This window comes from Pseudomonas sp. 22082, assembly GCF_052046055.1.
Taxonomy (GTDB): Bacteria; Pseudomonadota; Gammaproteobacteria; order Pseudomonadales; family Pseudomonadaceae; genus Aquipseudomonas; species Aquipseudomonas pharyngis.
Map to the genome: position 1 here is coordinate 1 of NZ_JBQEQB010000036.1, position 20,666 is coordinate 20,666.

Annotated in this window: 16 protein-coding genes; 7 read left to right on the forward strand and 9 right to left on the reverse strand. The window is 62.2% G+C overall.

Going from position 1 to position 20,666, the window contains the following annotated elements; translation table 11 throughout:
- Positions 1-196 precede the first annotated feature (196 nt).
- The 7 genes from ACTJK9_RS28235 (at position 197) to ACTJK9_RS28265 (ending at position 10,055) form a co-directional block, all read left to right on the forward strand.
- Complete coding sequence (locus ACTJK9_RS28235) at positions 197-1,357, forward strand: efflux RND transporter periplasmic adaptor subunit (RefSeq protein ID WP_074691007.1); 1,161 nt, start codon at positions 197-199, stop codon at positions 1,355-1,357.
- On the forward strand, positions 1,354-4,455 hold the full coding sequence (locus ACTJK9_RS28240; RefSeq protein WP_440817624.1) for a multidrug efflux RND transporter permease subunit: 3,102 nt from the start codon (positions 1,354-1,356) through the stop codon (positions 4,453-4,455). Before ACTJK9_RS28235 ends, ACTJK9_RS28240 begins: the two co-directional genes overlap by 4 nt.
- An 8-nt stretch (positions 4,456-4,463) precedes the next feature.
- Entirely contained in the window at positions 4,464-5,141 is a 678-nt protein-coding gene (locus ACTJK9_RS28245) for a heavy metal response regulator transcription factor (RefSeq protein WP_011335857.1), read from the forward strand.
- Positions 5,131-6,495 carry a heavy metal sensor histidine kinase gene (locus ACTJK9_RS28250; RefSeq protein ID WP_221398070.1) on the forward strand — a complete coding sequence of 455 codons (1,365 nt, stop codon included), beginning with the start codon at positions 5,131-5,133 and terminating at the stop codon, positions 6,493-6,495. Before ACTJK9_RS28245 ends, ACTJK9_RS28250 begins: the two co-directional genes overlap by 11 nt.
- 211 nt (positions 6,496-6,706) lie before the next feature.
- Entirely contained in the window at positions 6,707-6,928 is a 222-nt protein-coding gene (locus ACTJK9_RS28255; protein WP_440817626.1) for a hypothetical protein, read from the forward strand.
- A 196-nt stretch (positions 6,929-7,124) separates the two neighbouring features.
- The gene (locus ACTJK9_RS28260; RefSeq protein WP_440817629.1) at positions 7,125-8,441 is read left to right on the forward strand and encodes an OprD family porin; all 1,317 of its coding nucleotides are present in this window, start codon (positions 7,125-7,127) and stop codon (positions 8,439-8,441) included.
- Between the two features lie 108 nt (positions 8,442-8,549).
- Positions 8,550-10,055, forward strand: a complete 1,506-nt coding sequence (locus ACTJK9_RS28265) for a sensor domain-containing diguanylate cyclase (protein ID WP_440817632.1) — start codon at positions 8,550-8,552, stop codon at positions 10,053-10,055.
- A 131-nt stretch (positions 10,056-10,186) separates the two neighbouring features.
- Here ACTJK9_RS28265 and lpxC read toward each other — a convergent pair whose 3' ends face one another.
- The 9 genes from lpxC to murD all read right to left on the reverse strand — a co-directional run bounded on the left by lpxC (position 10,187) and on the right by murD (position 20,665).
- Positions 10,187-11,098, reverse strand: a complete 912-nt coding sequence (gene lpxC, locus ACTJK9_RS28270) for a UDP-3-O-acyl-N-acetylglucosamine deacetylase (protein WP_007956752.1) — start codon at positions 11,096-11,098, stop codon at positions 10,187-10,189.
- Between the two features lie 112 nt (positions 11,099-11,210).
- Positions 11,211-12,407, reverse strand: a complete 1,197-nt coding sequence (gene ftsZ / locus ACTJK9_RS28275) for a cell division protein FtsZ (RefSeq protein ID WP_007956754.1) — start codon at positions 12,405-12,407, stop codon at positions 11,211-11,213.
- Positions 12,408-12,474: 67 nt separating this feature from the next.
- Positions 12,475-13,734 (reverse strand): cell division protein FtsA, encoded by a 1,260-nt coding sequence (gene ftsA / locus ACTJK9_RS28280; protein WP_007956755.1) that lies wholly within the window; start codon positions 13,732-13,734, stop codon positions 12,475-12,477.
- Between the two features lie 15 nt (positions 13,735-13,749).
- Entirely contained in the window at positions 13,750-14,616 is an 867-nt protein-coding gene (locus ACTJK9_RS28285) for a cell division protein FtsQ/DivIB (protein WP_039766241.1), read from the reverse strand.
- Between the two features lie 4 nt (positions 14,617-14,620).
- A complete protein-coding gene (locus tag ACTJK9_RS28290) occupies positions 14,621-15,595 on the reverse strand; it encodes a D-alanine--D-alanine ligase (RefSeq protein ID WP_064383956.1) in 975 nt (324 codons plus the stop codon).
- Positions 15,592-17,052 (reverse strand): UDP-N-acetylmuramate--L-alanine ligase, encoded by a 1,461-nt coding sequence (murC, locus tag ACTJK9_RS28295; protein ID WP_085610958.1) that lies wholly within the window; start codon positions 17,050-17,052, stop codon positions 15,592-15,594. Before murC ends, ACTJK9_RS28290 begins: the two co-directional genes overlap by 4 nt.
- Positions 17,045-18,115, reverse strand: coding sequence for an undecaprenyldiphospho-muramoylpentapeptide beta-N-acetylglucosaminyltransferase (murG, locus tag ACTJK9_RS28300; RefSeq protein WP_440817635.1), 1,071 nt, complete (start codon positions 18,113-18,115; stop codon positions 17,045-17,047). Before murG ends, murC begins: the two co-directional genes overlap by 8 nt.
- Positions 18,105-19,322 carry a putative lipid II flippase FtsW gene (gene ftsW / locus ACTJK9_RS28305; protein ID WP_409348310.1) on the reverse strand — a complete coding sequence of 406 codons (1,218 nt, stop codon included), beginning with the start codon at positions 19,320-19,322 and terminating at the stop codon, positions 18,105-18,107. The genes murG and ftsW overlap by 11 nt, the downstream gene beginning before the upstream one ends.
- Positions 19,319-20,665 (reverse strand): UDP-N-acetylmuramoyl-L-alanine--D-glutamate ligase, encoded by a 1,347-nt coding sequence (gene murD, locus ACTJK9_RS28310; protein WP_440817638.1) that lies wholly within the window; start codon positions 20,663-20,665, stop codon positions 19,319-19,321. The genes ftsW and murD overlap by 4 nt, the downstream gene beginning before the upstream one ends.
- Position 20,666: the final 1 nt, after the last annotated feature.

Sequence of the window (20,666 nt, forward strand, 5' to 3'; positions counted from 1 at the left end):
AGGGCGAAACCGCCAGCGGGCGCACCCGAAGAAACGGATATGTACTCGATAAATCCCCAGAATGGTCGGCCCAAAGGCCGCCAAGTCAAAAGCCGAAACTGACAGCGCCGTCAGTTAGCCGTCACCCTCCTGACCCCCAAACAAGTTTATAAAGACAAAACCTGCCCAAACCCCGTCCCCCTGGCGCCCCACAAGCATGCAAATCCAGAAGAAAAAGGCCCTGCTCGCCACCCTGTTGATCGCCCTCGCAGCCGCAGGTCTGTGGTACGCATACAAACCCGCCCCGGCCAAACTGGCAGCCCCCACCGCCATCCCGGTCAGGGTCGTCGCCGTCAGCGAAAAAGACGTCCCCCGCTACACCAGCGGCATCGGCTCGGTCCTCTCACTGCACAGCGTCGTGGTGCGCCCACAGATCGACGGCATCCTCACCAAGCTTTTGGTCAAAGAGGGCCAACTGGTGAAACAGGGCGACCTGCTCGCCACCATCGACGACCGCTCGATCCGCGCCAGCCTCGACCAGGCCCGGGCGCAACTTGGCGAAAGCCAGGCGCAACTGCAAGTCGCGTTGGTCAACCTCAAACGCTACAAACTGCTCAGCGTCGACGACGGCGTCTCCAAGCAGACCTACGACCAGCAACAGGCACTGGTCAACCAGCTCAAGGCCACCGCCCAAGGCAACCAGGCCTCGATTGACGCGGCACAGGTACAACTTTCCTACACCCAGATTCGTTCCCCGGTCACCGGCCGCGTCGGGATTCGCACGGTCGACGAAGGCAACTTCCTGCGCATGACCGACACCCAGGGTCTGTTCACCGTGACCCAGATCGACCCGATCGCCGTCGAGTTCTCCCTGCCCCAGCAAATGCTGCCGACCCTGCAAGGCCTGATCAGCGACCCGCAGCGCGCACTGGTCAAGGCCTACATCGGCGCCGACACCGATGGCGAAACCGGCAACCTGCTCGGCGAAGGTCACCTGACCCTGATCGACAATCAGATCAACGCCAACACCGGCACCATCCGCGCCAAGGCCGAGTTCGACAACCCCAACCAGAAACTCTGGCCGGGCCTGCTGGTGACGGTAAAGATTCAGACAGCGCTGGATAAAGATGCGCTGGTGGTCCCGCCCACCGTCGTACAGCGCGGTCTCGACCAACACTTCGTTTATCGGGTCAACGGCGACAAGGTTGAAGCGGTGCAGGTGCAGATGGTTTATCAGGGCAGCGGTCAGGACATCATCAAGGGCGTGAAGCCCGGCGACGTGCTGGTCAGTGATGGCCAGTCGCGGCTCAAGCCCGGTTCGACCGTGCAGGTCATGAGCGAACCGCCGCAGGTGGTGCAAGCGGAGCCCAAGCCATGAAGCAGCACAAAGGCGTTTCGACCTGGTGCATCGATCACCCGGTGGCGACGATTCTGCTGACCATCGCGCTGGTACTGGTCGGGGTGATTGCCTTCCCGCGCCTGCCGATTGCCCCACTACCGGAAGCGGAATTTCCGACGATCCAGGTCTCCGCCCAACTACCCGGCGCCAGCCCCGACACCATGGCTTCGTCCGTGGCCACGCCGCTGGAGGTGCAATTCAGCGCCATCCCCGGCATGACCCAGATGACCTCCAGCAGTGCGCTGGGCTCGACCCTGCTGACCCTGCAATTCACCCTCGACAAGAGCATCGACACCGCCGCCCAGGAAGTGCAGGCCGCGATCAACACCGCCGCCGGCAAACTGCCGAAAGACATGCCGACCCTGCCGACCTGGAAGAAGGTCAACCCGGCCGACAGCCCGGTGCTGATCCTCAGCGTCAGCTCCACGCAAATGCCCGGCACCGAGCTCAGCGACCTGGTGGAAACCCTGCTCGCGCGTCAGATCAGTCAAATCGACGGCGTAGGCCAGATCAACATCACCGGTCAGCAACGTCCGGCAATCCGCGTGCAGGCCTCGGCGGACAAACTGGCGGCCATCGGCCTGACCCTCGCCGACATTCGTGTGGCGATCCAGCAGACCAGCCTCAACCTCGCCAAAGGCGCGCTGTATGGCGACTCGAGCATTTCCACGTTGTCGACCAACGACCAGTTGTTCCACCCCGAGGAATACAGCCAGCTCATCGTTTCCTACAAGGACGGCGCCCCGGTTCACCTCAAGGATGTCGCCAAAGTCGTCAACGGTTCGGAAGATGCCTACGTGCAAGCCTGGGCCGGCGATCGACCGGGGGTCAATCTGGTGATCTCGCGCCAGCCCGGCGCCAACATCGTCGAAACCGTCGACCGGATTCAAGCCGCCCTGCCCGGCCTCGAAGCCATGCTGCCGGCCTCGGTGCAGGTCAAAACCCTGATCGACCGCACCCAGACCATCCGCGCCTCGCTGCATGAGGTGGAAATCACCCTGCTGATCGCGATCCTGCTGGTGGTGGCGGTCATGGCGCTGTTTCTGCGCCAACTGTCGGCGACGATGATTGTCTCGGCGGTGCTCGGCGTGTCGCTGACGGCCAGTTTCGCATTGATGTATTTGCTCGGTTTCAGCCTGAACAACCTGACCCTCGTGGCCATTGTGGTGGCCGTGGGCTTCGTGGTCGACGATGCCATCGTGGTGGTGGAGAACATCCACCGTCATCTGGAGGCCGGCGACAGCATGCGCGACGCCGCGATCAAGGGCGCCGGCGAGATCGGTTTCACCGTGGTCTCGATCAGTTTCTCGCTGGTGGCGGCGTTCATTCCGCTGCTGTTCATGGGCGGCGTGGTCGGGCGCTTGTTCAAGGAATTCGCCCTGACGGCCACCTCGACCATCATGATTTCCGTGGTGGTATCGCTGACGTTGGCGCCGACGCTGGCGGCGCTGTTCATGCGCAAACCGGTGCATCACCCCCATGACAAACCGGGCTTCAGCGCACGCCTGCTCGGCTGGTACGAAAAAGGCCTGCGCCGCGCCCTCGCCCACCAGAAGCTGATGATCGGCGTGTTCGGCATTTCCGTCGCACTGGCGATTGGCGGCTACGTGTTTATCCCCAAGGGTTTCTTCCCGGTGCAGGACACCGGTTTCGTCCTCGGCACCACCGAAGCCGCCGCCGATATTTCCTACAGCGACATGGTGAAAAAACACCTGGCGATGGCCGAAATCGTCGCCGCCGACCCGGCCGTACAGGCGTTTTCCCACTCGGTCGGCGTGTCCGGCAGCAACCAGACCATCGCCAACGGCCGCTTCTGGATCGCCCTGAAAAAACGCGGCGATCGCGATGTTTCGGCCAGCCAGTTCATCGACCGCATTCGTCCGCAACTGATGAAAGTTCCCGGCATCGTGCTTTACCTGCGCGCCGGCCAGGACATCAACCTCAGTTCCGGCCCGAGCCGTGCGCAATATCAATACGTGCTCAAGAGCAACGACGGGCCGACCCTCGCCACCTGGACCCAGAAACTCACCGAGAAACTGCGCAGCATCCCGGCGTTCCGTGACATTTCCAACGACCTGCAATTGGGCGGCAGCATCACCCATATCAGCATCGACCGCAGCGCCGCCGCGCGTTTCGGCCTGACCGCGAGTGATGTCGACGAGGCGCTGTACGACGCCTTCGGCCAGCGGCAGATCAACGAGTTCCAGACCCAGGTCAACCAGTACAACGTGATCCTGGAACTGGACACCAGACAGCGCGGCAAGGCCGAAAGCCTCAACTATTTCTACCTGCGCTCGCCGCTGAGCGGAGAGATGGTGCCGCTGTCAGCACTGGCCCGATTCGACGCGCCGACCATCGGCCCGCTGTCCATCGCCCACGACGGCATGTTCCCGGCCGCCAACCTATCGTTCAACCTGGCGCCCGGTGTGGCACTGGGCGACGCGGTGATCCTGCTGAATCAGGCCAAGGCCGAGATCGGCATGCCGACCGCCATCAGCGGCAACTTTCAGGGCGCGGCCCAGGCGTTCCAGAGTTCGCTGAAAAGTCAGCCGTGGCTGATTCTCGCGGCGCTGGTGGCGGTGTACATCATTCTCGGCGTGCTCTACGAGAGCTTCGTCCATCCGCTGACGATCATCTCAACCTTGCCAGCGGCGGGTCTCGGCGCGGTGATCATGCTGTGGATCTGTGGCCAGGACTTTTCGATCATGGCGCTGATCGGGCTGGTGCTGCTGATCGGTATCGTGAAGAAGAACGGCATCCTGATGATCGACTTCGCCCTGGAGGCGCAGCGTCATCGCGGGCTGTCGCCGCAGGATGCGATTTTCGAAGCGTGTATCACCCGCTTCCGGCCGATCATCATGACCACCCTCGCCGCGCTGCTCGGCGCCCTGCCGCTGATGCTCGGTTACGGCACCGGCGCGGAACTGCGCCAGCCGCTGGGGATCGCCGTTGTGGGTGGTCTGCTGGTCAGCCAGATGCTGACGTTGTTCACCACGCCGGTCATATACTTGTGGCTCGAGCGGCTGTTCCACAAGCCCAAACCTGCGCCCATTGCGGCGCTGGCAACGACAGACTGAGGCGGGTCATGCGCGTTCTGATTATCGAAGACGAAGAGAAAACCGCGGACTACCTGCACCGCGGCCTGACGGAACAGGGTTACACCGTGGATCGGGCCCGCGACGGCGTCGAGGGCCTGCATCTGGCGCTGGAAAGCGACTACGCGGTGATCGTCCTCGACGTGATGCTGCCGGGCCTCGATGGCTTTGGCGTATTGCGCGCGCTGCGTGCGCGCAAGCAGACGCCGGTGATCATGCTCACCGCCCGCGAACGGGTCGAAGACCGAATCCGCGGCCTGCGCGATGGCGCCGACGATTACCTCGGCAAACCGTTCTCCTTCCTCGAACTGGTGGCGCGCCTGCAAGCGCTGACCCGGCGCAGTGGCGGCCATGAACCGGTGCAAGTGAGCATCGCCGATCTGTGGATCGATCTGATCAGCCGCAAGGCCACCCGCGCCGGGACGCGGCTGGATCTGACGGCGAAGGAGTTTTCCCTGCTCAGCGTGCTGGCCCGGCGTCAGGGCGAAATCCTCTCGAAAACCGCGATTGCCGAGATGGTCTGGGACATCAATTTCGACAGCGACGCCAACGTGGTCGAAGTCGCGATCAAGCGCCTGCGCGCCAAGCTCGACGGGCCGTTCGACGAGAAACTGCTGCACACCATCCGGGGCATGGGTTATGTGCTGGAGAGCCGTGGTGTCCAGTAACTCTATCGCGCTGCGCTTGAGCGGGATGTTCACGCTGGTGGCGCTGCTGGTGTTCCTGTTGATCGGCGGCGCGCTGTATCAACAAGTGGACAAAGGCCTGGGCCTGCTGCCGGAAGCGGAACTGGACGCACGTTACAGCGTGCTCGAATCGGCGCTCAACCGCTATGGCACCCCCGAGCACTGGGTGAAGATCAACGCCAAGCTCAAGCTGCTCGGCGAAGAAGACAAGCGCATCCGGTTCTGGGTGGTCAGCGGCAATCCGGGCTATGAATTCGGCGAGCCCGATGTCTCGATCCGCGCGTTTGCCCAAGGCCCGCTGGGCATGCGCGACCTGCAGCTGCCCGACCATCCCTATCCGCTGAAAGTGCTGCTCACCGAACTGCCGGCCAAGGATCAACGCCCGCCGCTGCGCTTCATGATCGGCATCGACACCGAGACCTTTCACCAGACCCAGCATCAGTTGCTGATCGCGCTGGTGAGTCTGGCGGTGATCGGCGTGCTACTGGCTTCGGCGTTGGGTTACTGGGTGGCGCGAATCGGCCTCAAACCGCTGATCAAACTGTCCCACGAAGCCCAGCGGCTGGCACCGCCGTTGCGGGCCGGGCGTCTGCGACTGTCGCCGTTACCGCCGGAACTGGAGCAGTTCGTCGACTCGTTCAACTCGACGCTGGAGCGGGTTGAGCAAGCCTATTCACGTCTCGAATCCTTCAACGCCGACGTCGCCCATGAACTGCGCTCGCCGCTGACCAACCTGATCGGCCAGACCCAGGTCGCCCTGACTCGCGGGCGCTCGGCCGAGCATTATTTCGAAGTGCTGCAATCCAACCTCGAAGAGCTGGAACGCCTGCGTTCGATCATCAACGACATGCTGTTCCTGGCCAGCGCCGATCAGGGCAGCAAGGCCACCAAACTGACGTCGACTTCGTTGGCCGATGAAGTGGCGACTACTCTCGAATACCTCGATTTCATCCTTGAGGATGCGCAGGTCCAGGTTCGGGTAAGCGGCGATGCGCAGGTGCAGATCGAGATTGCTCATCTGCGCCGGGCCTTGATCAATCTGTTGAGCAACGCAGTGCAACATACCGCGCCGGGACAGGTGATCGAGGTGCATATCACGGTCGAGGAACATCAGGTCAGCATCGGCGTGGCCAACCCCGGCGCGCCGATTGCCAGCGAGCATTTGCCGCGCTTGTTCGAGCGCTTCTACCGGGTCGATGCGTCGCGCAGCAACAGCGGCAACAACCACGGATTGGGGCTGGCGATCGTCAAGGCGATTGCGCTGATGCATGGTGGGGATGTGTTTGTGCGCAGTGATCGTGGGATGAATACCTTCGGGATTCATTTGCCGGTCTGACCCCACCCCTCATCGTTCCCCACGCTCTGCGTGGGAACGCCGCCCGGGACGCTCCGCGTCCCTCTCAAGCCGAGCCCGGAAACGACCTCCCCCCGCTGATCTTTGCTTATGCCGTAACAGTCATTTATGAAAATCACGCTGTTTCCCAACGCCCGGCAACCTTATCTTTGCCCGCACCAAACAGCACTTGCCAAGCAAGAAGGTTTTCAAGATGTCCAACAGTATGGGTATTGCCAGCGCTTTCGTTTTGTCCTCATTGATCCTGTCGCCGATGGCGATGGCTGAAGAATCCCAGACGTTCGTAGCGCAAAACGCCGCTCGCGCTCAAGCATTCGAACAGCATCAGGCAGAAGTGATGGCCAAGGCTCAGGACGCTACGCAAGCCCCGCAGGCCTTAAATTCTCAGGCTCAAGCCTCCGAGAAAGACAGCTGAGTCGCGCACCGCGCAACGTTTCCCTCGACGCGGTTGTTTGGCTCTTCCCGTTCAACCGTCGTCCTTGCAGGCCGCTGATTTTCAGCGGCCTTTTTTCGTTGTGGTCTGAAAGCTGTCTGGTACGTCTTTAACAACTGGAAACATCCCGCACCTCATGACATTGAAGTGTCAGTTGACCCAAGGAGCTTTACCGCACGTGCGTTACCCAGTTCGTTTCACCCCACTGTTCATTGCAATTGCCGCAACGATTGCCCCCGCCGCCCACGCTGCCGAAGCCGAGCAGCAAGGTTTCGTCGAAGGCTCGAGCCTGAACCTCAATGCCCGCAACTACTACATGAACCGCAACCGTCTGCAGCAGGCGGACGACAACATCGAGTGGGGCCAGGGGTTCCTCGGCAAATTCGAGTCGGGCTACACCGAAGGCACGGTCGGCTTCGGCCTCGATGCCCACGCCATGCTCGGTCTGAAACTCGACGGTGGTGGCGGAACGGACAACTCCAGCATCCTGCCGGTCAGTGACGGCAGCGGCAAAGCGCCGGGGTCGTTCTCCACGGCGGGCGCCACCCTGAAAATGCGGGCGTTCGATACCGAGTTGAAGGCCGGCGACCTGTTCCTTGCCAACCCGGTGATCGCCGGTGGCGAGACGCGCATGCTGCCGCAGACCTTTCGCGGCCTCAGCCTGACCAATCACAGCTTCGAGGGCTGGATGATCGAAGGTGGTCAGGCCAGTTTTACCAAACCCTACAACCAGAGCGGGCACAAACGCATCGGCACTTCTTACGGCACCCTCGCCGACGGCGACAAGAGCCAGCACCTGAACTGGGCCGGCGTGGCCTGGAGCGGTGTCGAAGGCCTGACCAGCAGCCTGTATGCCTCCGAGCTGAAGGACATCTGGAACCAGTACTACTACGACCTCGACTACACCTGGGCGCTGAATGATCGGGTGACCCTCAACCCGGGCCTGCACTTCTATCACACCCAGGACACCGGCGACGCGCTGCTGGGCAACATCGACAACAACACCTACAGCCTGCATTTCACCGTGGGCATCGGCAGCCACAGCGTTACCGCCGCGTATCAGCGGGTCAACGGCAATACGCCGTTCGATTACATCAGCCAGGGTGATAGCGTCTACCTCGACAACTCGCAGCAGTACTCGGACTTCAACGGCCCGAACGAACGCTCTTGGAAACTCAAGTACGCCTACGACTTCGCCGGCGTCGGCCTGCCGGGGCTGACCTCGTCGCTGTCTTACTCACGCGGTACGCTGGACCTGACCAAGGCCGATCCGGACAGCAAGGGTTACGCCTCGTGGTACAGCGCCGAAGGCCGCAACGCCAAACACTGGGAGCGCGACATCGACCTCAAATACGTGGTGCAGAGCGGCCAGGCCAAAGACCTGGCGGTATGCCTGCAATGGGCGACCAACCGCGGCGGCAACGGTTACGGCGCAATCGATACGGACACCGATGAATACCGTGTGATCATCGACTACCCGATCAACGTCTTCTAAGATCGGCACTGCGATAAAAGGCCAGCCTGACGCGCTGGCCTTTTTCTTGCCTGTGGCAGCGAGCGGGTACAACTACGCTTAGAAGAATCCCCAACCGAAAACCGGACCATGATCGCGAGCCGCACCCCTACCGTTTCCGGCACGACCGGACGCTCCGAGCTGCTGTTGATCTCAGGCAGCCTGCTGAGCGTGATCGCGATTGTCTGCATCGTCACGTTCCTGCTGATCCGTGAACGCGCCAACGCCCAGGAATCGGCCACCCGTGGCGCCACCACCATCGCCCAGCTGATCGATGCCGACGTGCTGCGCACCGTCGAGCTGTATGACCTGACGCTGCAAGGGCTGATCGCCGCCGCCCAGCGTGACGACCTGAAAGACGTGTCGCCGCAGATCCGCCATCTGGCGTTGTTCGACCGCTCCACCACGGCGCGCTTCAAGGGCGACATCCTGTTGCTCGACAAGTATGGCGAGGTGATTGCCGACTCCTCGCGGGTCGATCCGCTGCCGGGCAATTTCGCCGACCGTGACTACTTCCTCGCCCACGCCTTCAACCGCGACACCGGCATGTTCATCAGCCGTCCGTTCAAACCCCGCTGCGACTGCGATGACGCGAACCAGTGGCGGATCAGTTTCAGTCGGCGCATTTCTTCAGACACCGCTGAGTTTCTGGGCGTGGCCGTGGCGTCGATGAAGCTCGATTACTTCGATCAGTTGTTCAACAGCCTCGACATCGGCATCGACAGCACTCTAAACATCATCAACAACGACGGCATCCTGCTGGCGCAGAAGCCTTATCTGCAGAGCGACTCGATCGGCAAGAGCTTTGCCGCCCGGCCCAATGTGGTGCGGATTCTGCGCGACAACAACGGCAATGGCAGTTTCAACAGCATTTCGAGCATGGATTATCAGCAACGGCTGTACACCTATTCGCGGGTCGGCAATCTGCCGCTGACGGTAATCGTTGCCCTGTCCAGCGAGGAAGTGTTCGGCGCGTGGCGACGCACGGCGATCCTGATCAGCGGCGCTACCGGCGTGTTATGTGCCGGTCTTCTGTGGCTGACCTGGCTGCTGGCCAGGGAGCTGCGCCTGCGTCAGCGGGCCGAACATGAACTGGCACAACTCGCCGCAACTGATGCCCTGACCGGGGTCGCCAACCGGCGGATGCTCGATCAGTCACTGCGCCACGAGTGGTTCCGCGCCCAGCGCTCGGGCAAGCCGCTTTCATTGCTGATGATCGACGCCGACCACTTCAAGACCTTCAATGACCGCCACGGGCATCAGGCCGGAGATCAGGCGTTGCGTGAACTGGCCAGGGTGATCACCGCCAATGTGCGGCGTCCGGCGGATCTGGTGGCGCGGTATGGCGGTGAGGAGTTTTCGGTGATCCTCGCGGAAACCGACAGTGCCGGGGCGCAGCAGATCGCCGAACACATTCGTGCAGCGGTGGAGCAATTGCCGAGCCTGAATCAAGACCAGTCACCGATGACCGTGAGCGTCGGTATCAGTACCTGGACGGCGACGAGCGAAATCAGTCTGGAGCAGCTGTTGTTCGCGGCGGACAAGGCGTTGTATCAGGCCAAGGAAGGTGGGCGAAACCGGGTCGTCGTCGCTTGATGGGTGTTTTGGCCTTTCTGGCCTCATCGCTGGCTTGCCAGCGATGAGGCCGGTACAGCCAATGCAAAACCTGCGGGCATAAAAAAAGGCCACCGAAAGGTGGCCTTCAAAAAACTAGAGAGGTTTTTTACTTACACCGCCGCAACCGGGCGCATGTAAGAGATTGGTGCAGTGCTGGCGTCTTCGAACGTCACGACTTCCCAGGCATCTTTCTGCTCAATCAACTTGCGCAGCAGCTGGTTGTTCAGTGCGTGGCCGGACTTGAAGCCCTTGAACTCACCAATCAGGCTGTTGCCCAGCAGGTACAGGTCGCCAATCGCGTCGAGGATCTTGTGCTTCACGAATTCGTCTTCGTAGCGAAGGCCGTCTTCGTTCAGTACGCCATCGGCATCGACCACGATCGCGTTTTCCACGCTGCCGCCGAGTGCGAGGTTGTGCTTGCGCAGGTACTCGATGTCACTCATGAAACCGAAAGTACGGGCGCGGCTGACTTCTTTTACGAACGAAGTGCTGGAAAAATCCACGCTTGCACTTTGGGTGCGGTCCCGGAAAACCGGGTGATCGAAATCGATCTCGAAGCTCACCTTGAACCCTTCGAAAGGGACGAAAGTGGCGCGCTTGTCGCCGTCTTCCACTGTCACTTCACGCAGGATGCGGATGAATTTCTTGGCGGCGTCCTGTTCTTCTAGGCCAGCCGATTGAATCAGGAATACGAAAGGTCCTGCGCTGCCATCCATGATCGGGACTTCAGACGCGGAGAGCTCGACGTAGGCGTTATCGATGCCCAGGCCAGCCATGGCCGAGAGCAGGTGCTCCACCGTGTCTACCTTCACGTCACCGTTGACCAGCGTCGTCGACATGGTTGTCTCGCCGACGTTGGCCGCGCGAGCCGGTATCTCGACAACCGGATCGAGATCGGCACGACGAAAGACGATCCCGGTGTCGACAGGTGCAGGCTTGAGGGTCAGGTAAACCTTCTCCCCGGAGTGCAGACCTACACCGGTGGCACGGATAATATTTTTCAGTGTGCGTTGTTTAATCATGGCATGGGCCGCTTCAGCGCAAATTGCGAACTGGTATCAACAAAGGCTGGCGATGATAGCAGACCGAGCCTTTGCTGAACACCAATCACCTGAATACCCCTGATACATTTCATCAATCGGCCTGACGACGCAGGAAAGCCGGGATGTCCAGGTAGTCCAGGTCATCTTGCGGATTCATCTTCGCGGCAGTCGCAGCACCGGCCTGAGCCTGGTTGCGCATGACGGTCGGACGGTCCAGGTCACGGTAATTCACCGCTGGCTGCTCCTGACGAGCGGGTGCCGGTTGCTGTACCTGAGCAGCCGCCATCGAGGTGTGAACGGTGTTGTCGATGACCTTCACAGGCTTCTCGATTTTCGCGCCCAGACCGGTGGCAACCACAGTCACATGCAGTTCGTCGCGCATGTCCGGATCGATAACGGTACCGACCTTGACCATCGCGTGCTCGGAAGCGAACGCTTCGATGATCGAACCCACGTCGGAGTACTCACCCAGGGACAGGTCAGGACCGGCAGTGATGTTCACCAGGATGCCGCGTGCGCCTTGCAGGTTCACGTCTTCCAGCAGCGGGTTGCGAATGGCTGCTTCGGTCGCTTCACGTGCACGGTTCGGACCGCTGGCGCAGCCAGTGCCCATCATCGCCATGCCCATTTCGCTCATCACGGTACGTACGTCGGCGAAGTCGACGTTGATCATGCCCGGACGCTTGATGATGTCGGAGATACCGCGAACGGCACCGGCCAGTACATCGTCAGCCTTGGCGAAAGCCGACAAGAGGCTTGCGTCCTTGCCGAGGATGGTCAGCAGTTTTTCATTCGGAATGGTGATCAGCGAGTCGACGCTTTCCGAGAGCATGCGGATGCCTTCGTCGGCGATCTGCATACGCTTGCGGCCTTCGAACGGGAACGGACGGGTCACGACCGCAACGGTCAGGATGCCCATTTCCTTGGCCACTTCGGCGATGATCGGCGCCGCACCGGTACCGGTACCGCCGCCCATGCCGGTGGTGATGAACACCATGTTGGTGCCGGCCAGCACTTCAGCGATGCGCTCGCGATCTTCCAGCGCAGCCTGACGGCCGACTTCCGGGTTGGCGCCGGCGCCCAGGCCTTTGGTCACGCCGGTACCCAATTGCAGAATGGTGCGCGCGCCGATGTTTTTCAGCGCTTGAGCATCGGTGTTGGCGCAGATGAATTCCACGCCTTCGATGTTGCTCTTGACCATGTGATTGACAGCGTTGCCGCCGCCACCGCCAACACCGATAACTTTGATTACCGGGCTTGCGGGGATGTTGTCTACGAGTTCGAACATTTTCCCTCTCCTTACATTCTCTAGTTTTTTCGCCTACTGCTGTTTGTTGCGGTGCTGCGGTAAAGCATTAGAAGTTGCCTTGAACCCACTTCTTCAAACGGTCCAGCAACGGCGCCTGCGGCTCATCGTTGCTGTAGCTGTCGCGGCTGCCGATGCCCGAGAACGAGATCCCGTCGGACTGCTTCTGCAGGCCGTACATCAACAAGCCAACGCCAGTGGAATAAATCGGGTTGCGTACCACGTCATCCAGACCTTTCACGCCGTGGGGCACGCCCAGGCGGACCGGCATGTGGAAGATTTCTTCGGCCAGTTCCGTGGCGCCTTCCATCTTCGAGGTACCACCGGTCAGCACGATGCCGGCCGGGATCAGGTCTTCGTAGCCGCTGCGACGCAGCTCGGCCTGGATCAGGGTGAACAGTTCGTCGTAACGCGGCTCGACCACTTCGGCCAAGGCCTGACGGGACAGTTCGCGCGGCGGACGGTCGCCGACGCTCGGCACCTTGATGGTCTCGCCGGCACCGGCCAGTTTGGCCAGGGCGCAGGCGTAGCGGATCTTGATCTCTTCGGCGTACTGGGTCGGGGTGCGCAACGCCATGGCGATGTCGTTGGTCACCTGGTCGCCCGCAATCGGGATCACCGCCGTATGGCGGATCGCGCCTTCGGTAAAGATCGCGATGTCGGTGGTGCCGCCGCCGATGTCGACCAGGCACACGCCCAGCTCTTTTTCGTCGTCGGTCAGGACCGAGTAGGCCGAGGCCAGTTGCTCGAGAATGATGTCGTCGATTTCCAGACCGCAGCGACGCACGCATTTTTCAATGTTCTGTGCGGCGTTGACGGCGCAGGTGACCACGTGAACCTTGGCTTCCAGACGCACGCCGGACATGCCCAGCGGCTCGCGCACGCCTTCCTGGTTATCGATCACGTAATCCTGCGGCAGGGTGTGCAGCACACGCTGGTCGGCCGGGATCGCCACCGCCTGGGCGGCGTCGAGTACGCGCTCCAGGTCAGCCGAGCTGACTTCGCGATCACGAATCGCCACGATGCCGTGGGAGTTCAGGCTGCGAATGTGATTGCCCGCCACGCCGACGAACGCCGAGTGAATGCGGCAGCCCGCCATCAGTTGGGCTTCCTCGATCGCGCGCTGGATCGACTGCACGGTGGACTCGATGTTGACCACCACGCCTTTTTTCAGGCCGCGGGACGGATGAGTGCCGATCCCGACGATTTCCAGCGAGCCGTCGTCCGCAACCTCGCCGACCAGCGCCACCACCTTGGAGGTGCCGATATCGAGACCGACGATCATTTTGCCGCTTTGCACGTTTGCCATGGGTCCTGCCTCTTCTTAATTCTTTGCGACAGCGGGTTGGGCTGTCGTCGGCGCTACTGGTTCCCGCCAGCCAACAGCGAGGCCGTTGGCGTAGCGCAGATCGATGCGCGCAATGTTCGTAATCTGTTCTTTGAGCGTCTTGTCATAGATGGCAATGAAGCGGCGCATCTTTTCCACCAGGTTGCCGCGTCCCAGCAGCAGCTCGATCCCGGGGCCGGAACTGCCGGCTCCGGTGGTCAGGAACCAGCTGCCGCGTTCACGCAGCTCCAGCCGCGCAATCGAGAAGCCCAATGGCCGGAGCATCTGGCTCAGCACCTGGTATTGCTGCATCACTTGCTGCTGGGCCCGCTGTGGACCGAACAGCTGCGGCAGGTGTTCGTAGTTCGCCAGTTCCTTGGGCGTGAACGCCTGGCCCTGGTTGTTGAGCAACGACTCGTCGCCCCAACGGGCCACCGGCAGTTGCTCTTCGAGGCGGATCACCACCTGGTCCGGCCACACCCGACGTACTTCGGCGTGGGCGATCCACGGCATCTGTTCCAGCTCGGTGCGCATGCTCGCCAGGTCGATGGTGAAGAAGCTCGACGCCACATACGGGGCGATCCGCTGCTGCACCGCTTGCTGACTGATGTAACTCAGGTCGCCCTGTACCGCGATCTTGGTGATCGGCCGGTCGGCGTACGGCAGCAAACGCTGTGCGCCTTCGTAAGTGCCGAACCCCAGAGCCACCAGCAGCACCGGCCAGAACAGACCTTTCAAAAAGCCGAAGTTGGCTTTTGGCAGGCGCGCGGACATCGGCTCTTTGGCCACCATTCGGCTGGCACCCCGCGGCACCGGCTTGCGGCCGGGTGCGGGTGGCTGATGTCTGAGATGAGCGCCTTGCATGGTCTTAACCTCGCGCCTCTTTCTTGCCATCGGCATCGACACTGGCGGCCAGAATGGCCAGGACCAGTTGCTGGAAATCCAGACCGGCCGCTTTCGCCGCCATCGGTACCAGGCTGTGATCGGTCATGCCGGGAGCGGTGTTGACTTCCAGGAACCAGAATTTGCCGTCGGCGTCCTGCATCACGTCCGCCCGGCCCCAACCGGCAATACCCAGCGCCTCGCAGGCTTGCGCCGTGAGGTCCATGAGTTCTTTTTCCTTGGCGGCATCGAGCCCGCACGGAATCCGATACTGGGTATCGTTGGCGATGTACTTGGCGTCGTAGTCGTAGAACGTGTGCGGCGTACCCAGGGCGATAGGAGGCAACACCTGGTCACGCAGGGTGGCGATGGTGAACTCGGGACCGTGGATCCATTGCTCGACCAACACTTGCGAATCGTAGGTACTGGCCGCTTTCCATGCGTCGATCAACTCGGACGCGGAAGTCACTTTGGCCATCCCGATACTTGAACCTTCATGCGCCGGTTTGACGATCAAAGGGAAGCCCAGTTCCGTCGCTGCCGAAATACAATCGGCCTCGCTGCGCAGCACGGCGTGACGTGGCGTCGGAATCCCGAGCGTGTGCCAGACCTGCTTGGTGCGCAGTTTGTCCATCGCCAGTGCCGAAGCCAGGATGCCGCTGCCGGTGTACGGAATGCCGGCCACTTCGAGCAGGCCCTGCATGCTGCCGTCTTCACCGCCGCGACCGTGGAGGATGATGAACGCGCGGTCGATCTTCTCGCTCAGCAGGCGCTGCAGGATATCGGCGCCGACGTCAATGCCGAACGCGTCCACACCCGCGCTTTGCAGCGCAGTGAGCACGGCATTGCCGGACTTCAGCGAGACTTCACGCTCGGCACTCAGGCCACCGAACAGCACGGCCACACGGCCGAAGTCCTTCGGGGCGATGGTGGAGAACAGGTTGGCGTAGGCAGCAGTCATTTCAACTTCCCCTCGACCGACGCCGCCACGGCACCGGCGAACAACTCGCTTTTCAACAGTTTCGGTGCGAGGCCGCCGATGTCACCGGCGCCCTGGCACAGCAGAATGTCGCCGGCACGCAGCAACGGCTTGACCACCGGCGCCAGGTCGACACCGCGCTCGATGTAGATCGGGTCGAGCTGACCGCGCTGGCGGATGCTGTTGCACAGCTTGCGGCTGTCGGCGCCCGGAATCGGCTCTTCGCCGGCCGGATAAACTTCCATCAGCAGCAGCACATTGGCGTCGGCCAGGACATTGACGAAATCGTCGTACAGGTCGCGGGTGCGGCTGTAACGGTGCGGCTGGTAGACCATCACCAGACGGCGCTCCGGCCAGCCACCACGCACGGCTTTGATAACTGCGGCAACTTCGGTCGGGTGGTGACCGTAGTCGTCGACCAGCATCACGTTGCCGCCGTCCACCGGCAGTTCGCCGTAGACCTGGAAGCGTCGGCCGACACCCTGGAACCCGGACAGGCCCTGGACGATGGCTTCATCGCTGACGCCTTCGTCGGTGGCGATGCAGATGGTCGCCAGGGAATTGAGCACGTTGTGGTTGCCCGGCATGTTCACGGACACATCAAGAGGCTCGCGATCAGGGCGCAGCACGGTAAAGAAGGTCTGCATGCCCTGCTGACGAACATTGATCGCGCGCACGTCGGCGTCTTCGCTGAAGCCATAGGTCACGGTCGGACGCTTGACCAGCGGCAGGATTTCACGCACCACCGGATCGTCCAGGCACATCACCGCCAGACCGTAGAACGGCAGGTTGTGCAGGAACTCGACGAAGGTTTTCTTCAGTTTGTTGAAGTCACCGTCGTAGGTCGCCATGTGGTCGGCGTCGATGTTGGTGACTACGGCCACCAGCGGTTGCAGGTGCAGGAAGCTCGCGTCGCTTTCATCGGCCTCGGCGATCAGGTAACGGCTGGTGCCGAGCTGGGCATTGGTGCCCGCGGCGTTCAGACGGCCACCGATGACGAAGGTCGGATCCAGGCCACCGGCGGCGAACACCGAAGCGATCAGGCTGGTGGTGGTGGTCTTGCCGTGGGTACCGGCGACGGCGATGCCGTGGCGGTAGCGCATCAGTTCGGCGAGCATTTCGGCACGCGGCACCACCGGAATGCGGCGTTCCAGCGCAGTCGCGACTTCCGGGTTGGAGGTGTTGACGGCGCTCGACACCACCAGCACGTCGGCGGCTGCGGCGTTCTCGGCACGGTGGCCAATGAATATCTGCGCACCGAAGGATTCCAGGCGCTCGGTCACCGGCGAAGCTTTCAGGTCCGAACCGGACACTTCATAGCCCAGGTTCAGCAGCACTTCAGCAATACCGCACATGCCCACGCCGCCGATGCCGACGAAGTGGATGCGACGGATGCGGCGCATTTCCGGTTGCGGCATGGCTTTCTGATTCTCAACCATGGGCCACCTCCAGACAGGTATCGACCACGCTGCGGGTGGCTTCGGGTTTCGCCAGACGGCGGGCCGCTTGGGCCATTTGTTCGAGTCGTTGCGGTTGCATCAAGACCTCTGTCAGGCGCGCGGCAAGGTCCGCGGCACCAGTCGTTCTTTGCGGCATCAGGAAGGCAGCGCCTTCGCGAGCCAAATAATCGGCGTTGCGGGTCTGGTGATCGTCGATCGCGTGGGGCAAGGGCACCAGCATCGAGGGCAGACCGGCGGCGGCCAGTTCGCTGATGGTCAATGCGCCGGCGCGGCACACCACCAGGTCAGCCCAGCCATAGGCCTGGGCCATGTCTTTGATGAACGGCTGCACCTGCGCGTCCACGCCGGCGGCGCGGTAGCGCTCTGCAGTCACTTCATCGTGGTTTCTGCCCGCCTGATGGAACACTTCCGGACGCAAGTCGGCAGCGACTTGTGCCAGGGCTTCAGGCAGCAACTTGTTCAACGGCTCTGCGCCCAGGCTTCCGCCCAGGATCAGCAAACGCGCCTTGCGTCCGACCAGGGCCGGGCGCGGTGTTTCGAGGAACAGCTCGCTGCGCACCGGGTTACCGGTGGTACGGCGGCTGTCCGACAGGGTAAAGGTGTCGGGGAACGCTTCACACACCCGGGCGGCGAACGGCACCAGCAACCGATTGGCGGTGCCGGCCACGGCGTTCTGTTCATGAACGATCACCGGCGCGCCGGCCAGTTTGGCGGCAAGACCACCGGGGCCGGTCACATAGCCGCCGAATCCGACCACGCACACCGGCCGCAAGCGGCGAATGATCGCCCGCGCCTGCCACACCGATTTCAGCAGCATGAACGGCGCCTTGAGCAGCGACAGCTTGCCCTTGCCACGCAGGCCAGTGGCGTTGATGCGGTGCAGTTCAATACCTGCCGCCGGCACCAGATCGTTCTCGATCCCGCGCGGCGTCCCGAGCCAGTGCACGGTGTAGCCGCGCGCCTGGAATTCGTGGGCACAGGCCAGCGCCGGGAACACGTGGCCACCGGTGCCGCCGGCCATGATCAATACGTTAGCGCCCATGGATCGGCTCCTCGGCGAAGTCGCTCTCATGGAATTCCATCTCTTCACTGCCCAGGTGGGTCCGGCTCTCCCACTCGATCCTCAGCAACAGGCCAAGGCAGGCGCAGCAGATCACCAGGGAACTGCCGCCATAACTGAGGAACGGCAAGGTCAGGCCCTTGGTCGGCAACAGGCCGACGTTCACACCGATGTTGATCAGGAACTGGCCGATCCACAGGAACGACAGGCCGTAGGCAACATAAGCGGCAAAAAACTGTTTGGCCTTCTCGGCCCACAGACCGATGTACATCCCGCGAATACACACGAACACGAACAGCGCCACGGTGCACAGCGAGCCCACGGCGCCGAGCTCTTCGGCGAGAACCGAGAACACGAAGTCGGTGTGCGCTTCCGGCAGGTAGAACTGTTTCTGCACGCTGTTGCCCAGGCCAACACCCAGCCATTCACCGCGACCGAACGCGATCAAGGCTTGCGACAATTGATAACCGGCGCCGAACTGGTCGGCCCACGGGTCGGCGAAGTTGGTCAGACGCGCCATCCGGTACGGCTGCATCTGAATCAGCAACACCACCGCACCGACGGCCAGCACCACCATGAGCGAGAAGCGGAACAGCCCGACCCCGCCGAGGAACAGCATCGCCGCCGCAGCGCCCATCATCACGACGGTGGCACCGAAGTCCGGCTCCATCAGCAGCAGGCCCGCCATCGGCAGCAGCACGATGAATGGCTTGAAGAAGCCCATCCAGCTCTCGCGCACCTCTTTCTGGCGACGCACCAGGTAACCGGCGAGGTAGATCACCACGAACACCTTGGCGATCTCGGACGGCTGTACGTTGAAGAAGCTGAAACCGATCCAGCGCATCGAACCGTTCACCTCACGGCCGATCCCCGGGATGATCACCATCACCAGCAGACCGAACGCACCGATCAGCATCATCCAGCCGAGGCGCTGCCAGGTGGCGATCGGAATCATCATGGTGACGATGCAGGCACCGAGGCCCAGCACCACGTAGATCAGGTGACGGGTCATGTAATAAAGAGCACTGCCCGACTGCGCCGCGCCGACTTCTGTCGATGCCGAGGCGATCATGATCAGGCCCAGGCCGAGCAGCGCCAGGCAACCGGCGAGCATCGGGAAGTCGAGGTCGATTCCGCGTCCGGTAATCAGCGGCGACGGATATGGCTTGATGATGTTTCTCAAGCTCATGCCAGATCCCCCACGGCGCGGACGAACTGGTGACCACGGTCTTCGTAGTTCTTGAACATGTCGAAACTGGCGCAGGCCGGCGACAGCAGCACCACGTCACCCGGTTGGGCGGCGGCGCGGCATTGGGCGACCGCATCGACCAGCGTGGTCGCGCGAATCAGCGGCACGGCATCGCCGATCGCTTCGCCGATCTTGTCGGAATCGCGCCCCATCAGGATCACGGCGCGGCAATGGGCTGCCACCGGATCGCGCAGGTCCTTGAAGTCGGCACCCTTGCCATCGCCACCGGCGATCAGCACGACCTTGCCGTCGATGTCCGCACCCAGACCTTCGATGGCGGCCAGCGCAGCGCCGACGTTGGTGGCCTTGGAATCGTTGTAGTAACCGACGCCGTCCAGATCACGCACCCACTGGCAACGGTGTTCGAGACCGGCGAAGGTGCGCAGCGCTGCCAGCATGGCATCGAACGGCAGCCCGACCGCGTGGCCGAGTGCCAGCGCCGCCAGGGCGTTGGACTGGTTGTGGGCGCCGCGAATCTTCAACTCGCGCACCGGCATCAGGTTCTGGAATTCGAAGGCCAGGTATTTCTCGCCATTCTCTTCGCGCAGACCGAAGGCCTTGAAATCGGGTTTGGTCAGGCCGAAGGTCCAGCACGGCTGGCCCTCGCCCATCAGCGGACGGGTCAAGGCGTCCTGGCGGTTGACCACGAACTGCTTCGCCCCCCGGAAGATCCGGTGCTTGGCCAGGTGGTAGGCCGGCAGACCGCTGTAGCGATCCATGTGGTCTTCGCTGATGTTGAGCACGGTCGCCACTTCGGCGTTGAGCTGGTCGGTGGTTTCCAGCTGGAAGCTCGACAGCTCCATCACGTACAGCTCGACGTCATCGCTGAGCAGATCCAGCGCCGGCGTACCGAGGTTGCCGCCCACGGCCACGCGCTTGCCGGCCGCAGCCGCCATCTCGCCGACCAGGGTGGTGACGGTGCTTTTCGCATTGGAACCGCTGATGGCCACGATCGGCGCCTTCGCGTTGCGCGCGAACAGCTCGATGTCGCCGGACAGCTTCACGCCACGGGCCGCGGCGGCTTGCAGGGCCGGGGTCGCCAGCGCCAGGCCGGGGCTCACGTAGAGCTCGTCGGCACGGCACAGGAATTCGACGTCCAACTCGCCACAACGCACTTCCACGTGCGGATAGTCACGCTGGAGCGTGGCCAGTTCCGGTGGATTTTCCCGCGTATCGGCCACGGCAAACGCCACGCCCCGGTTCGCCAGGAAGCGAACCAGGGACATGCCGCTCTTGCCGAGGCCGACAACGATGCGGAAGTGGTCAGAAGCGATCAGAGACACT